Genomic DNA, 15942 nt, shown 5'->3' on the forward strand with positions numbered 1-15942 from the left:
GATATGTATGTCATCGCAGGCCTGGGCAATCCGGGGAAAAAATATGAGAATACAAGGCACAACGCGGGATTTGACACCATCGACTGCCTGGCGGACCGCTGCGGGATCCGTGTCACGGAGAATGCCTTCCGGGGACTTCTCGGAAAGGGCGTGATCAGCGGGGAGAAGGTTATCCTGGTGAAACCGCAGACCTTCATGAACCTGAGCGGGGAGTGCGTGGGGCCGCTGCTCAATTACTACAAGGTGGAGCCGTCGCATTTTATTGTCATCTACGACGATATTTCCCTCGATCCCGGCATGATCAGGGTCCGGGGAAAAGGAAGCGCCGGCGGGCACAACGGCATGAAGAGCCTGATCCAGCACCTGGGCACCCAGGAATTTCCCCGGGTGCGCATCGGCACCGGGGCAAAGCCCCCGCAGATGGATCTCGCGGACTATGTGCTTGGTCATTATTCCGCGGAAGATGAGCCGAAGATGGCGGCAGCCTTCCGGGACGGCGGGGAAGCCGCGGTGATGCTGATGACGGACGGGCTGGAAGCAGCCATGAACCATTTCAACGGTGCGGCCAGGGAGGACAATTCCGCGAAAAACGGGAAACACCCCCGCAGGGGAGAGGAGAACGGGAAGCAGGAATGAAGAAATCTTTTTTGGCCCCGCTCGAGGAACTCGCGGGGTTCACGGAGCTGAGAGAAGCTATTCAGAAAAAACAGGGGCCGGTGCAGCTGAGCGGCTGCCTCGATTCCCAGAAGATGCATGTGGCGATGGCGCTCGGGGAGATTTCCCCGTGGCGCCTTATTGTCGCTCAGGATGAACAGAAGGCGAGGGAGATTGCCGACGACTGCCGCTGCTTTGCCAAAAATGTCTATATCTTCCCGCCGAGAGACCTGCTGTTTTACAGCTCGGATATCCACGGGAGTCTCCTCACCCGCCAGCGGATGGAGGTTGTGCGTCATATCGCCGAGGACGCCGGCGGGACCATCGTCACGACGGTGGACGCCATGATGGAACACCTGCTTTCCGCGGAGAAGCTGACCGGGTGTGCGATCCGGGTCAATGCGGCCGATACGCTGGACGCGGAAAAGCTCGCGGGGGAACTTGTGCGCCTTGGCTATGAGAAGAATGCCCAGGTGGAGGGGCCAGGCGAATTTGCCGTCAGGGGCGGGATCATCGATATTTTCCCACTGACCGAGGAGAATCCGTTCCGCATCGAGCTCTGGGGCGACGAGGTGGACTCGATCCGGAGCTTTGATCCGGAAAGCCAGCGGTCCATCGAGAATCTCGACCATGTGGAGATCTTCCCGGCAACCGAGATGGTGCTTACCCGGGAGGAGGTGGAGCGGGGGATTCCCCGGATCTCGGCGGAGCTGGAAAAGCAGTCGAAGCTCTTTCGCGGGAAAATGCTCACCGAGGAGGCCTTCCGGCTGGAGTCGGCGGTCGGCGAGGTGCTGGAGGAGCTCAGGGAGAACATGGTTGTCCGCGGGCTCGAGAGCTATCTGCCGTATTTTACAGAGGATACGGTCTCCTTCCCCGATTATCTGCCGAAGGACACCGTGATCTTCCTCGATGAGCCGCAGCACCTTGCCGAGCGGGCGAAGACGGTGGAGAAGGAATTTGTCGAGAGCATGCGCGGGCGCATCGAGAGCGGCAACATCCTGCCGGGGCAGGCCGCCTTTCTCTACCCGGCGGAGGAGACCCTGCGGCGCCTCTCGGGAAGCCGGACCGTCTGCCTGCTCTCCCTCGACCAGCGGCTTCCGGGGATTCCGGTCAGGCAGAAATTCTCCCTCGACACCGCGGGGATTGCCTCTTACCGGGAGAGCCCGGACCTGCTCCGGGGGGATCTTGCGCGATGGAAGAAGGAGAGGTACCGCGTGCTGCTCCTCGCGGGAGGAAGCGCCCGGGCGGGAAGGCTTGCCGGCGAGCTCCGGGATTACGGCCTCAGCGCCTACTGTCCGGACAGCCCGGACGATGAGGTGAAGCCGGGGGAGATCATGATTCTCACCGGGAGCCTGCACCGCGGCTTTGCCTACCCGATGATACGGCTGATCGTCATCACGGAGAGCGACATGTTCGGTGCCGGGAAGGAGAAGCGCAGGCGGAAGGCCGTGAGCCCCTACGCTGGACAGAAAATCCGGAACTTCTCCCAGCTCCAGGTGGGCGACTATGTGGTTCACGAGAAGCATGGCCTGGGCATTTACCGGGGGATCCGGAAGATGGACACCGAGGAAGGGCCGAAGGACTTCATCACGATCGAGTACAGGGACAGCGGAAAACTGTACATTCCGGCGACTGCGCTCGACCGGATCCAGAAATATGCCTCGGCGGACGCGGAGAAGGTGCCGAAAATCAACCGCCTTGGCGGAACCGAGTGGAAGAAGACCAAGACCCGGGTAAAAACCGAGGTTGAGGAGGTCGCGAAGGACCTGGTGAAGCTCTACGCGGCGCGGCAGCGGCTCCAGGGCTTCCAGTACGGGCCGGATACGGTCTGGCAGAGGGAGTTCGAGGACAGCTTCCCCTATGAGGAGACGGAGGATCAGCTCCAGGCCATCCAGGACACGAAGAATGACATGGAGAGCGGCAAGATCATGGACCGCCTGATCTGCGGCGACGTCGGCTACGGCAAGACGGAGATCGCGCTCCGGGCGGCGTTCAAGGCAGTGCAGGACGGCAGGCAGGTTGCCTTCCTGGTGCCTACCACCATCCTTTGCCAGCAGCATTACAATACCTTCGTCCAGCGGATGAAGGATTATCCGGTGAATATCGGCATCCTCAGCCGGTTTGCGACGGCCTCCGCCCAGAAAAAGACGATTGCGGGGTTAAAAAGCGGGCAGGTCGACATTGTGATCGGCACCCACCGGCTGCTCTCGAAGGACGTCACCTTCAAGAGCCTCGGGCTCCTGATCGTCGACGAGGAGCAGCGCTTCGGCGTGACCCACAAGGAGAAGATCAAGAAACTCCGGGAAAATGTTGACGTCCTCACGCTCACCGCGACCCCGATCCCCCGGACCCTGCACATGAGCCTTGTCGGCATCCGGGATATGAGCGTTCTGGAGGAGCCGCCGGTGGACCGCCGGCCGATCCAGACCTATGTCATGGAGTACAGCCCGGAGATTGTCCGCGAGGCGATCCGGCGGGAACTCGGGCGGGGCGGGCAGGTATACTACCTGTACAACCGTGTGCAGTCTATCGCGGATATGACGGCGCAGATCCAGAAGCTCGTACCGGAAGCCCAGGTGGCCTTTGCCCACGGGCAGATGAAGGAGCAGGAGCTTGAGCGGATCATGTTGGATTTCGTGAACGGGGACATCGATGTCCTGGTGTCCACAACGATCATCGAGACCGGACTGGACATCCCCAACGCCAACACGATCATCATTCACGACGCAGACCGGATGGGCCTCTCCCAGCTCTATCAGCTGCGCGGCCGCGTCGGGAGGACAAACCGGAATGCCTATGCCTTCCTGATGTACCGGAGAAACAAGGTTCTCCGGGAGGAGGCGGAAAAGCGTCTGCAGGCTATCCGCCAGTTCACGGAGCTCGGCAGCGGCATCCGCATCGCGATGCGCGACCTGGAAATCCGCGGTGCCGGCAATGTTCTCGGCCGGCGTCAGTCGGGGCATATGGACGAGGTTGGCTACGACCTCTACTGCAAGCTGCTGAATGAGGCGGTGCTTGCCCTGAAGGGCGAGGCGGTGCCGGATGAGGACTTTGATACCGAGGTCAAATGCGAGATCAACGCCTACATTCCGGACACCTACATCCGGAATGAGAGCCAGAAACTGGACATTTACCGGCGGATCTCGAGCTTCACCAGCCACGACGACTGCCTGGACATGCAGGATGAGCTGACCGACCGGTATGGCGACATCCCGAAGCCGGTGGAGAACCTGCTTCTGATTGCCGATGTCCGGGCGGCGGCGCACCGCGCCTTTGTCTCGGTGCTGAACGTGGAAAAACAGGAATTCACGATGCATATGTACCCGCATGCCGCCCTGGATCCCTCCGGAATCCCGGATTTCCTGGAGAAGCACAAGGATCAGATGACCTTCCGGGCAGGCAGCGAGCCCTTCTTCACCTACCGCGACAGGGGAGAGAAGCACATCGATGCGATCCCCATGCTGAAAACCGCGCTGGAGATCCTGACAGATTTTATTCAACTGACCGTGGTTCCCATGGAGCAGAAGCGGCGGGAGAACGAGAAGAAGGATAATTCATGAAAATTCGCACATTTTCAGATGCCATGCGGGAACAGTTCGGAACCAAGGTCTACCGGCTCTCACTGACCGCGGGGACAACCTGCCCGAACCGGGACGGCACCTGCGGCACCGGCGGCTGCACCTTCTGCTCCGCCGGCGGCTCCGGCGATTTCGCCGCCCCGCTGCTTCCCATCCGGGAACAGGTCGCTGCGGCGAAACGGCGGGTGGACGGAAAATTCCCGGCGTCCATTCCGCCCGGGAGCAGGCGCTATCTCGCCTACTTCCAGGCCTACACCTCCACCTACGGGGACCCGGAGACGCTGGGGAAAATTTTCCGCGAGGCGGCTTCCATCCCGGAGATCTGCGGGCTCTCCGTCGCCACGAGGCCGGACTGCCTGCCGGACAGGATGGTGGAGATTCTTTCCAAAATTAACCGGGAAAAACCGGTGTTTGTGGAACTTGGGCTCCAGACTATCCATGAAATTACCGCAAAAAGGGTGAACAGGGGGTATCCGCTGCCGGTTTTTGAGGATGCCTGCCGGCGCCTCTCAGCCGCGGGTCTTCCGGTGGTTGTCCACGTCATCCTCGGCCTTCCCGGGGAGACGGAGGAGATGATGCTGGATACCGTGCGCTATCTCGCCGGACACAGGCCGCCGGTCTCCGGCGTAAAGCTCCAGCTCCTCCACGTGCTCAGGGGGACAGAAATGGGAAGGGAGTACGAGCGGCATCCCTTCCCGCTGTTCACGATGGAAGAATACACAGACCTTGTGGTCCGCTGCCTGCAAAGTCTCCCGCCGGAGATGGTCATCCACCGGATGACCGGCGACGGGCCGAAGCGGCTTCTGATCGCCCCGCTCTGGAGCGGGGACAAAAAGCGGGTGATGAACCTGCTGAGCCGGAAAATCGCGGCGGCGGAGCGCTGATCCGGCAGGCGGAAGAACAGGAGCCGGCCCGGCCGCCAGGCGTTTGTCATGCGCCGGAATCGTGGCCTTCCAGGTACTGCATGACAGCGTCACACTGCCGCCAGGCGTTGGGCATGCGCCGGAATCCGCCATGGCGGCGAAGAGCGCCGGGCAGCCGGGAAACCGTGCCCGCTCAGGCTGCCTCTGTCTTCCTCCGGTTATAGAGATACATGAGGACAGCCATCGCGATGATGACCGCGCAGCCGGCGACGCTGAGGATATCCGGAACCTGGCCGAACAGGAAGTAGCCGAGGGCGGTGGAGAAGATGATCTGCGAGTAGTCATAGATCGAGATCTCCTTCGCCGGGGCGTAGGTGTAGGCCGCGGTGATGGCAAACTGCCCTCCGGCGGCGGAAGCTCCCGCAAGCAGCAGGAAAATCGTCTGCGCCGCGGTCATCGGCACATAATGGGTGATGACCCAGGGGAGGAGCACAACCGTCGAGAACGCCGAAAAGAAAAAGACGATAAACTTGCCGTTCTCCCCGCCCCGCGTCGCCCGGCGGAGGCAGGTGTAGGCGAGGCCGGCGCAGACACCGCTCAGAAAGCCGATGACCGACGGGAACAGCACCATGTTGGCCGGGCTCGGCTTGATCACAAGGAGGACACCGGCAAAGGCCCCGGCGACGATCAGGTACTGCGCCGCTGTCGCCGCCTCGCCGAGGATGAAGATGCTGAAAATGATCGCGGCGAAGGTGGAAAACTTATTGAGCACGGAGGCATTTCCCAGATTCAGCCGGTCAATCGCGTAGAAATTCATCAGGACGCCGGTAAGGCCTGAGATGGAGCGGGCGAGCACCCAGCGGAGATTCTCCCGCTTCCCGGCGCGGAAGGAAATTCCGTGCCGCACCATATAGGCCGCCGCCGCGATGGCCGCGATCAGGTTGCGGAACATCGCCTTCTGCGGGGACGGCAGGTCGCCGGAAAGGCGCACAAAGGCTGCCATCAGGGCGAAGAAAAAGGCGGAGACGATGAGATAAAAAATGCCGGTGACCAGGCGTCTGTACTGCGTCATGAAAATCCTCCCGATATTCACATTATTGTTCAGCACATGCATGAAGCCATTATAACACAGGAAAGGGAGATTGACGGAAGCGTTTTTCGGGTGTAAAGTAGTCTCCATTGACGAATACAGGCAGGGAACAGAATCCCCCCGGAAAAGGAGGAATCACGCTTATGACATCGTACCGCTATACCCCGAAGGGGGTATGTTCAACCCAGATCGAATTTGCGCTGGAGGACGGAAAGATCCATCATCTTGTCTTCACCGGCGGATGCAACGGAAACCTGAAGGCCATCGGCAAACTCCTGGAGGGCAGGAGCGCGGAGGAAGCCGCGGAGCTTCTCCGGGGCAATGACTGCGGCGGCCGCGGGACGTCCTGCGCGGACCAGCTCTCGAGAGCACTCGCCGCGGCGCTGGAGAAGGAGAAAACAGCCTGATGACGCCTCGCCGGAGATCGCCGGCGGGAGGCGGGATGAAAGAGAATTGAGGAGAGAAAACTATGCAGATTTACGAGGAACTGGTTGCCCGCGGGCTGATCGCCCAGGTGACCGACGAGGATGTCGTCCGCGAACTTGTCAACAACGGGAAAGCGGTATTCTACATCGGCTTTGACCCTACGGCGGACAGCCTTCACATCGGCCATTTCATGGCACTGCTGCTGATGAAGCGGCTGCAGATGGCCGGCAACCGGCCGATCGCCCTGATGGGCGGCGGTACCGCCATGATCGGCGACCCGTCCGGCCGCTCGGACATGCGGAAAATGATGACCGTGGAGACGATCGACCATAACGTGGAGTGCTTCCGGAAGCAGATCAGCCGGTTCATTGATTTCGGGGAGGGCAAGGCGATCCTCGCGAACAACGCCGACTGGCTCCGGAACCTGAACTTCATGGAATTTATGCGCGACATCGGTCCCTGCTTCTCCGTCAACGAGATGCTCCGGGCGAGATGCTACGTGAACCGGCTGGAGAGGGGGCTTTCCTTCCTGGAATTTTCCTACATGCTGATGCAGGGCTATGATTTCTACAAATTATACCAGACCTACGGCTGCAACCTCGAGTTCGGCGGCGACGATCAGTGGTCCAACATGCTCGCGGGCACAGACCTCATCCGCAGGAAGCTCGGGAAGGACGCCTCGGCGATGACGATCAACCTGCTGCTCAAGCACGATGGCACCAAGATGGGCAAGACCGCCGGCGGTGCGGTATGGCTCGACCCGAACAAGACCTCGCCCTACGAATTCTATCAGTACTGGAGAAATGTGGATGACGCGGATGTCCTCAAGTTCCTCCGCATGATGACTTTCCTGCCGCTCGAGCAGATCGACGAGATGGACAAGTGGGAAGGCAGCCAGCTGAATGAGGCGAAGCGGATCCTGGCTCACGAGCTGACCGTCCTCGTACACGGCGAGGAGGAAGCGGAAAAGGCGGAGGCAGCCGCGAAGGCGCTCTTTGCGGGCGGCGGCGAGGCCGAGGTTCCGACAACCGTCCTCTCCGAGGAAGATTTCCGTGACGACAAGATCGACATCCTGACCATCCTCACGAAAGCCGGCCTCTGCACCTCCCGCTCCGATGCGCGGAGAAATGTCCAGCAGGGCGGTGTGACCGTGGACGGCGCGCAGGTGAAGGACGCCATGGCAGCATTTACCAAGGCGGAGATGTCCGGCGACGGAAAAATGGTGAGAAGAGGAAAGAAGAACTTCCGCAGGGTTGTTCTGAAATAAGACAGGTTGCGCACGGCTGCCGCCGGAGGTTCCGGGGGACGGCCGTGCGTTTTTTGAGAAATCCTGTCCATTGTTGACAGGCCTTGGAGAATTATGAAACACTTTCTGGAATGGTTCCGGGACAACAATTCAAAGTATGCATTTGCCACCTGCTCCGCGGTGATCCTCTATTTCCTTCTGGGCAATGCGAGGGTGATCTTCAGCGCCGCCGGGCATTTTCTCGGGTTCTTCTCGCCGGTTTTTGCCGGCGTCATCATCGCCTATATCCTGAACCCGATGGTGAAATGGGGACGCGATAAGGTATTTTCCCGGATGAAGAACCAGAACGCTGCCTGGACAGCTTCTGTCGCGGCGACAATCATCATCGTCGTCATTTTCGCGGCGATCCTCCTGATCGCGCTGATCCCCCAGCTGGTGACCAGCGCTCTGGGGTTCCTGGAAAATATGAACACCTACGTGAACCGGCTGCAGCACCTGATCAGCCGGCTCGCCAGGGGAAAGAAGGACGCCCCGATTGATATCACAACCTTCACCAACTACAGTGACAAGCTGCTGGATACGCTCCAGGACTACGTCACCGGGAACCTGGGGGATGTCATCACGACGTCCACGGGGATCGGCCACAAGCTGGTGAATTTCGGCGTCTCCTTTGTCATGGCCATCTATTTCCTGAATGACAAGAAGAGGATCATGGAATACACCGGCATTATCCTGAAAAAGCTGATTCCGGAGCCATGGTATGAGGGCATCGCCTCCTTCTGGCAGGGGTGCAACGCGATCCTGATCCGGTACATTGTCTGCGAGATTCTGGACGCGCTGATCGTCGGCGTCTCCAATTTTCTCTTCATGGTGATCACCGGGATGCCCTACGGCGCCCTGATCTCCGTAGTGGTCGGCGTCACGAACCTGGCCCCGACCTTCGGGCCGATCGTCGGCGGCGTGATCGGCACGCTGATCCTGCTCCTGGCCGAGCCCAGGAATGCCCTGTATTTTATTATTTTCACGAACGTGCTGCAGACGATCGACGGCTATGTCATCAAGCCGAGAATGTATGGCGACACCCTGGGCATCTCCCCGATCCTGATCCTGATCTCCATCATCGTCGGCGGCCGGATGTTCGGCGTCGCCGGCATGGTACTCGGCATCCCCTTCGCCGCGATCATGGATTACGCGATCCGGAAGGAAACCTATCTCAAGGATCTGGCAAAGACGCTGAACCGCAGGGGAGGTGCCCGCGCAGACCGGCAGGAAGGACAGGAGGCAGGAGAGGAGGATGCACATGATGAGGCGGGAGAACCCTCAGGATCAGGGGAATCCTCCGAAGGATGAGACCCTCCGGGGACAGGAAGATCCGCAGAGTGAGGAGAAAACTCAGGCAGGCGGGAGGAGGCCGCAGCCGTTCAGCGTGATCGTCCATCAGAGCAACCGGCACCGATCCGCCAGGCAGACGAGGCTGCTCCAGGGCGCCATCCTGCTGGTGATGTTCGCGGCGTTCGGCCTAAGCCATCCCGATCTTATGCGGGCGATCATGGACGGCAATGCCGATGGGATCATTGCCGCGCTCGAGGAGGCCTCAAAAATTCGGGCAGCCATCTTTATCGCGGTGATCCAGGTGCTCCAGTTCGTCACGATTGTATTTCCCGGGATGCCGATCCACATCGCAGCAGGCATCCTGCTCGGTCCGGTGACGGGCTTCCTGGCGTGCTATCTCAGCTTTCTTCTGGGAAATGCGCTCGTCTACTCCTGGCTTCGACGTTCCGGAGCCGGAAAACGGAACGTGACACTGCCCGCAAAAATCAAGATGAACAGGAAGGCGGCAAAAATGATCGACCGGCTGACGCAGGAGGAGGGCGGCACGATCCGGATCGTCATGGTCAGCATCCTGCCGTTTTTTCCGAACGGCATTGTTCCCTACTACGCAGCGAGCATGAAAATCTCCGGAAAAGCCTTTCTCGCCGGGGTCGCCGTGGGGAGCCCGGTTCCGATTATCACCGACTGCCTTGCCGGCCATCTGCTCCTTCACGGGCATATCTTCCTGGCGGTCCTGATCAGCGCAGCCCTGTTTGCCGTGGCATTTTTCCTCGGGCTGCACGAGGAGGAGATCCTCCGGTTTATCCACGGAAAGGAAGGCTGACGGCTTCCTGCGCGCCGGAACAGCCGCCAATCTCAGGGGCGCGGGCGGGGAAAACGTCAGAACGCCATGTTCTTCAGCAGGGTCTCCCGCAGGGCGAGGAGATCCGGCTGCCCGAGCATATCGCGGCTTCTCGGGTAAGGGAGAGGAACGGTGTGCTTTTCCAGCGTGTCCGCCGGCGTCCCGGAGAGCAGGTAAATATCCTCCGCGAGGAGCATCGCTTCCCGGATATCGTCGGTAGCAAGGAGCATCGTCTTCCCGGTGGCCTTCCACTGCGCGGCGAGAAAATCTTCCATTTCTGCCCGCTCCTCAGGCCCGAGGCCGGCGAGGGGGTCGTCCAGAAGGAGAAGACTGCCCCCGGCGAGAAGCGCGCGGGCAAATGCCGCCTTTTTCCGGCCGACCGCGTCCAGCTCCTCCGGTTTTCTGTCCCGGTATCCGCCGAGGCCGACGGAATCCAGCGCGGCGGATACCGCATGGCCGCGCTCGACGTCCGAGGCGGTGGTGTCTTTTCTCAGGGGAAGCGTCAGGTTCTCCCCGATCGTCTGCCAGGGGTAGAGCAGGTCTGCCTTCTGCATGGAACCGCAGAAGCTCTTTCCCGTGCGCACCGGCACGCCGGCTACGCGGATGGTGCCGCTGTCGGGGGTGAGCAGGCCGTTGGTCAGGCGGAAGATCGTGCTTCGGCCGCTCCCGGAGGATCCGAGGAGGCAGATGAACGAACCGTCCGGGATCGCGAAGGAGAGGTCCCGGATCACCGGCCCGCGGTCGTCGGGATAGGTATAGGAAACGTGGTCAAAGGTTAAAATATCCATAAAAAAATCACTCCTGTTTTTTTGCAGGAATTATTATAACAGGCGGAAAATAATAATGCAAAAAAATGCAGAATCCGATTGACATTTTCCGGAATTCCGCTTATACTAACAAAGTCGCGTGTGACGAACACGAGATCATGGGGTCTTAGCTCAGCTGGGAGAGCATCTGCCTTACAAGCAGAGGGTCACAGGTTCGAGCCCTGTAGGCCCCATTCATATGGCGGGGTAGCTCAGCTGGCTAGAGCACGCGGTTCATACCCGCGGTGTCGAGGGTTCAAGTCCCCCTCCCGCTATTGGATGAAAAACCCGGAAACCTTGGAAATTCAAGGCTTCCGGGTTATTTTTTTTATCGTGAAACGCCGCCGTGTAGCAGAAATGTAGCAGATCAGCCGACAACTTTTATTTCCTTGCTTGCCCGGAGGAATCTCGTTTCCATCTAAATCCGGATAATCTCGAACAGCCTCGCCAGATAATCCCCTCGGAGAGGCAGGAGGCTCTTATCCCGGACGCCGGAGTACGAGTCGGAGAGGATGATCCCGGTCTGCATGAGCTCCGCTCCGGAGCGGACGACCTCCCGGGGGCTTTCGAGATAGAGCTCACGGACCAGATAGGTTTCGTCAGGATCCAGCCCCTGCAGCCGAAGACGCCGGTAAGGGGCTTCCGGCTCCTGGAGGAAGCGGAAATAGGCGGCGAGGCCATGATCGCCCTGCTCGGACAGGATCATCCAGGCGGCTTCATTCCGCCTGCCGGCAAATGGGGAGCGCAAGCGGTACAGGTTCCCGAATTGGATCAGCTTCCGGTATTTCTTCATCAGGGCGGTCTGCTGCGCCATTTCCCCGAGTTCCTCAGGCGAAAGTTTCGTGATATCGAGCTCGTAGCCGAAGGTGCCGAACATGGCGGTGATGCCGCGGGTGCGCAGGGGCTCCATGCGGCCGAGCTGCTCATTTGGCACCTTGGAGACATGGGATCCCATGCCGGACACAGGGTAGACAATGCTCGTCCCGTATTGGATAGACACCCGTTCCACGGCATCGGTATCGTCTGAGGTCCAGGCCTGCGGCGCGTAGTACAGCATACCCGGGTCAAAGCGCGCGCCGCCGCTCGCGCACGACTCGAAGAGGATTTTCGGGTATGCCCTGCGCAGCCGCTCATACAGCCGGTACACGCCGAGGATATACCGGTGCTTTGTCTCGGGCTGCCGCCAGGCGGGATTTCCCGCAGAGAAGACCTCCGTCAGGGAACGGTTCATGTCCCACTTGATATAGGAGATTTCCGCGCTGTCAAAAAGGCGCGTGAGCGCCGAATAGAGGAAGTCCACCACTTCTTCTTTGGAAAAATCCAGCACCAGCTGATTTCGGGCGAAGCTGAGCGGATGCCGGGAATCCCCGAGCACCCAGTCCGGATGCCGGCGGTAGAGATCGCTGTCCACACTCACCATTTCCGGCTCGATCCAGAGCCCGAATGCGAGACCCATCCGGACGATTTTCCGGGAGAGGCCGCTGATGCCGTCGGGGAGTTTTTCAAGGTTGGGGATCCAGTCTCCGAGGGAGGACATGGCGGAATTCCGCTTCCCGAACCAGCCGTCGTCGAGGACAAAGAGCTCCACGCCAAGCTCCCGGGCTTTTTTTGCCATAGAAAGGAGGCAGCTCTCGTCGAAATCAAAGTACGTGGCCTCCCAGTTATTGATCAGGATCGGGCGCACATGGTCCCGCCAGTATCCCCGCGCGAGGCGCTCCCGGTACAGGGTATGAAAAGTCCGGCTCATGCCCCCGAGCCCGTGATCGGAATACACGAGGACAGCCTCCGGGGTGTCAAAAATCTCTCCCGGCCGTAAGGTCCAGCTGAACTCGTCGGGGTTGATTCCGATCAGGAGGCGTGTGACATCAAAATTGTCCACGTCCGCCGCCGCGACGAAATCCCCGCTGTACAACAGGCTGAGCCCGATGGCCTCCCCGCTCTCCTCCGTGGTGTTGTCCCGCACGAGGCCGAGAAAGGGATTGAACTGATGGCTGCTGCAGCCGCGGAGGCTGTATACCGACTGGACGCCGTAGTGCAGCGGCTGCGTCCGGACGGCGCGCTCCCTCGCCCAGGCACCGCAGAGCGTGAGCATTTGCCAGTCCCTGTCCGGATAATCCAGGGAAAGGCTCATCGCCCGGCGGATCACCACAGTTTCTTTTCCTCCGGTAAACCGGGCGTGTCTCGCGATCGCCGGGAAATCCCGGAAAACCGTGTAGTACAGGGTCAGAATCGTCCCGGTCTCCTCATCCTCGAGATCAACCTCCAGGGTCTCGGCCTCCGCCGGATCCTCCGTGTATACTGCCGGGAGCCCCGGGATTTCGCGCTTCCCATCGTAGATCCGGTGTGTCCGGTAACGGAAATCGAACACCCGGCTGCCGTCGCCCCGCTCCAGCTCGTAGGCGGGATGGCGGCAATCCCCGGTATTCGCCGGCGGATATTCCTGCCGGATGTGTTCCAGGGAAAAATCCGGATTTCGGAAAAACGGCCCGGCCTGCATGTCCCGGTGCCCGCGTTCTGCGAGGTACGAAAGATCGGCGTCCGCGGGAAGCTGCTTTCCGTGATATAAGTGCTCTAACTGGCGGTTTTCCATGACGCGGAAGACATAGCTGGCGCCCCCGCCGGTGAGATGAAACTGTTCTTTATCCTGCAAATAGATGATGGCCATCGATTCTTACCCCCTGACGAAACTATAACATAAGCATAGCAGCAGAGGAATGTCTGGATCGAGAATATCTTCGCCGGGAACGCGGGGGATTTTCGGGATTCACTTGTTCAGGCGGATGATAAGGACTTGACGAACGGCATCCACGAGACGACGGATGATCTGGAACTGTTTCTAAGAAACCTCCTGCTGGGTGAGCAGAATCCACTTCATAACCGGACAAGTTTTCGCAAACGAAGCCCATCTGCCTCCGGCTTTACATTTCCCGTGAATCCGTTAAAATAAACAGTATCGCGTAAATGTTCAGCATCCCTTGTCCCGCGGATCACCGCTTCCCGGAACGTGCGTGATAGGGAGAAGAACCGTAGAAAGCGGAAGAGGATCAGGGAAAGGGAGAGGGGCACCATGGCAGAGATCAGCACAAGGCAGATTGGCGGCTGCACTGTCGACCTGAACCGGCGCATGGCGCTGGAGGGGGTTGCCGTGTATCTTCTCGGGTTGCTGCTCCCCGCGGTGCTCACGCCGAATCTTCTGCACATTTACCGCAATATCTCCAGCGCGCTCCTTACAGACAGCGTGGCGCTGATTCTCACCGCAGCCCTGAAGCTCGTCCTGACCAATGTCGCCCGGATGGTTCCCCACTATCTCGGCGCGTTCATGATCAATGAGTCGATCCATATCCGACGGGGAAAACGCCGGCTGTTCCTGTTCAATATCCTGATGACGTATCTCCTGATCTATCTGATGTACCGGATGATCAACGCGGTTTATCCGGTGCAGCTGGATTTCGGCATCCCGGCGATCCTGACGATTGCCTTCACCCTGTACCTGTCCTATCTCGACCTCTTTGAGGTGAAAATGCCGGACAAGGGGATCCTGCTGTTTTCCCTGCTCATGAGCATCCAGTGGCTGGACACCGTTCCCGGGCTGACCGGGCACGGTTTCGGGCGCGGCGAGGTGTCGGAGGACATCAAGATGGCGTCGCAGCTTTTAGATCATGGCAGGGCGCTCAGCCTTTTTGCCTGGTGCATGCTGACGGTCTTCGGCTTTATGGCGGTGATCCAGATCCGGCTTCTCGTGGGGGAGCACCGGCGGAAGCTGGATAACGAGGAGCGGGTGAAGATGCAGAAGCACCTCTATGAGACCCAGATTGAGGCGATGAAGATGAGAAATACTTCGGAAGCCCAGAACCTCGTGCACGACCTGAAAAGCCCGCTGACCACCGTCCAGGGGCTGGTCAGCCTGGCACAGATGATGGAGGACAACCCGCTGATTCTGGAGTATTTCGAGAAGATCACCATTTCCCTGAACAGCATGAGCACGATGATCTCCGAGATCCTCTATGAAAACCGGGAGCAGGTGATCACGGTAAAGGAGCTGATGCGGACAGTTCTCGCACAGGTTTCCGTCAGGATCCCCAGGGAAATGCTCCTGTTTGCGGATTCCTGCGAGCAGTCCCGGATCCGCTGCAATAAGATCCGTTTTACCCGGGCGATCGTCAATCTGATTGACAACGCGCGATATGCGGTGGATCCGGAGAAGGGGAAGATTGACCTCACCGCTGAGGAGAGGGAGGGGAAGATCCGGATCAGCGTTACGGACGATGGCTGCGGCATGACGGAAGAGCAGATGAAGCATATTTTCGAGGTCGGCTACTCCGGCAGGGGATCCTCCGGCATGGGGCTGGCTTTCGTGAAGCAGGTGGTTGAGCACAGCGGGGGTGCGCTCGAGATCACGAGCCGGCCGGGCGGCGGAACCCGGGCGGTGATCATCATAAAAGAGGTGGAGGACGATGGCGATAGCAAAAAAGATCCTGGCGATCGATGACAACACGGATATTTTGTACACTTTGGAGCAGATCTGCCGTTTTCAGGGCTGGACGCCGCTTCTCGCGGAGAGCTATGATGCCGCGGAGAGGATCCTGGAAAAGAACAAGCCGGATCTCATCCTTGTGGACTACCATATGCCCGGGGTGGACGGCATCCGGGCGGTTCGGGAAATCCGCCAGGTTCTTCCCGACACGCCGGTCATTGTCCTGACGATTGAGGAGACGGAGAAGGTGATGACCCGCTTCTTTGAGGCGGGCGCGAATGATTACGCGCTGAAGCCGATCAAGGCGATCGATCTCATTGCCCGGATCCGGGCGCACCTGCAGTTTTCCGAGAGAAGCCGGTATTATCAGCCGCGCGACAAGGGAATCAGCGAGGTGACGCTGGAGAAAATCGTCGGCATTATGCAGAATATCCGGGACTTCCAGGATATCGATGAGCTGGAGGAGATCACGGGAATCAAGAAAAAGACGCTGTACCGGTATTTCCAGTACATGATCCGGGAGAAGATGATCGAGCAGGATCTCTCCTACGGGGAAATGGGACGGCCGAGGACGCTCTACCGCTGGAACGGGAGAATGTAAAGCAAGCAGCCGTGCCGGCCGAGGCGCTGGC

The 15942-nt window shown here is 59.6% G+C and carries 12 protein-coding genes and 2 tRNA genes; 11 read left to right on the plus strand and 3 right to left on the minus strand.

All coding sequences use genetic code 11. The features are described 5' to 3' along the window. Positions 1–3: 3 nt before the first annotated feature. The 3 genes from pth to ISF27_RS00430 are packed head-to-tail and all read left to right on the plus strand — an operon-like array spanning position 4 to position 5116. Positions 4–636, plus strand: coding sequence for an aminoacyl-tRNA hydrolase (gene pth, locus ISF27_RS00420; protein WP_194608097.1), 633 nt, complete (start codon positions 4–6; stop codon positions 634–636). After that, positions 633–4214, plus strand: a complete 3582-nt coding sequence (gene mfd / locus ISF27_RS00425; protein WP_194608099.1) for a transcription-repair coupling factor — start codon at positions 633–635, stop codon at positions 4212–4214. Before pth ends, mfd begins: the two co-directional genes overlap by 4 nt. Next, entirely contained in the window at positions 4211–5116 is a 906-nt protein-coding gene (locus tag ISF27_RS00430) for a TIGR01212 family radical SAM protein (RefSeq protein WP_194608101.1), read from the plus strand. Before mfd ends, ISF27_RS00430 begins: the two co-directional genes overlap by 4 nt. A gap of 172 nt (positions 5117–5288) precedes the next feature. Here the strand turns inward: ISF27_RS00430 and ISF27_RS00435 are convergent, their stop codons facing one another. Then, complete coding sequence (locus ISF27_RS00435) at positions 5289–6167, minus strand: DMT family transporter (protein WP_194608103.1); 879 nt, start codon at positions 6165–6167, stop codon at positions 5289–5291. A gap of 161 nt (positions 6168–6328) precedes the next feature. On the opposite strand from ISF27_RS00435, the gene ISF27_RS00440 reads away from it, so the two are divergent. The 4 genes from ISF27_RS00440 to ISF27_RS00455 all read left to right on the plus strand — a co-directional run bounded on the left by ISF27_RS00440 (position 6329) and on the right by ISF27_RS00455 (position 10012). Then, complete coding sequence (locus ISF27_RS00440; protein ID WP_194608105.1) at positions 6329–6592, plus strand: TIGR03905 family TSCPD domain-containing protein; 264 nt, start codon at positions 6329–6331, stop codon at positions 6590–6592. Between the two features lie 62 nt (positions 6593–6654). Further along, positions 6655–7878, plus strand: a complete 1224-nt coding sequence (tyrS, locus tag ISF27_RS00445; protein ID WP_194608107.1) for a tyrosine--tRNA ligase — start codon at positions 6655–6657, stop codon at positions 7876–7878. A gap of 93 nt (positions 7879–7971) precedes the next feature. Next, positions 7972–9207, plus strand: a complete 1236-nt coding sequence (locus tag ISF27_RS00450; protein ID WP_194608109.1) for an AI-2E family transporter — start codon at positions 7972–7974, stop codon at positions 9205–9207. After that, positions 9158–10012: a TVP38/TMEM64 family protein gene (locus ISF27_RS00455; RefSeq protein ID WP_194608111.1), complete on the plus strand. Its 855-nt coding sequence runs from the start codon at positions 9158–9160 to the stop codon at positions 10010–10012. Before ISF27_RS00450 ends, ISF27_RS00455 begins: the two co-directional genes overlap by 50 nt. A gap of 56 nt (positions 10013–10068) precedes the next feature. On the opposite strand, the gene ISF27_RS00460 is transcribed toward ISF27_RS00455, so the two are convergent. Continuing rightward, entirely contained in the window at positions 10069–10818 is a 750-nt protein-coding gene (locus ISF27_RS00460; protein WP_194608113.1) for an ATP-binding cassette domain-containing protein, read from the minus strand. Between the two features lie 139 nt (positions 10819–10957). Here ISF27_RS00460 and ISF27_RS00465 point away from each other — a divergent pair. Together ISF27_RS00465 and ISF27_RS00470 are read left to right on the plus strand one after the other, a co-directional pair. Next, a tRNA-Val gene (locus ISF27_RS00465) sits at positions 10958–11030 on the plus strand. A gap of 7 nt (positions 11031–11037) precedes the next feature. Then, a tRNA-Met gene (locus ISF27_RS00470) sits at positions 11038–11111 on the plus strand. A 143-nt stretch (positions 11112–11254) separates the two neighbouring features. On the opposite strand, the gene ISF27_RS00475 is transcribed toward ISF27_RS00470, so the two are convergent. Further along, a complete protein-coding gene (locus tag ISF27_RS00475) occupies positions 11255–13501 on the minus strand; it encodes an alpha-galactosidase (RefSeq protein WP_194608115.1) in 2247 nt (748 codons plus the stop codon). A gap of 402 nt (positions 13502–13903) precedes the next feature. Here ISF27_RS00475 and ISF27_RS00480 point away from each other — a divergent pair, with 402 nt between their 5' ends. Then, a complete protein-coding gene (locus ISF27_RS00480; RefSeq protein ID WP_194608117.1) occupies positions 13904–15325 on the plus strand; it encodes a sensor histidine kinase in 1422 nt (473 codons plus the stop codon). Beyond that, a complete protein-coding gene (locus ISF27_RS00485) occupies positions 15291–15911 on the plus strand; it encodes a response regulator (protein WP_194608119.1) in 621 nt (206 codons plus the stop codon). Before ISF27_RS00480 ends, ISF27_RS00485 begins: the two co-directional genes overlap by 35 nt. Positions 15912–15942: the final 31 nt, after the last annotated feature.

It is taken from the genome of Clostridium vitabionis (assembly GCF_015351765.1).
Taxonomy (GTDB): Bacteria; Bacillota; Clostridia; order Lachnospirales; family Lachnospiraceae; genus Clostridium_R; species Clostridium_R vitabionis.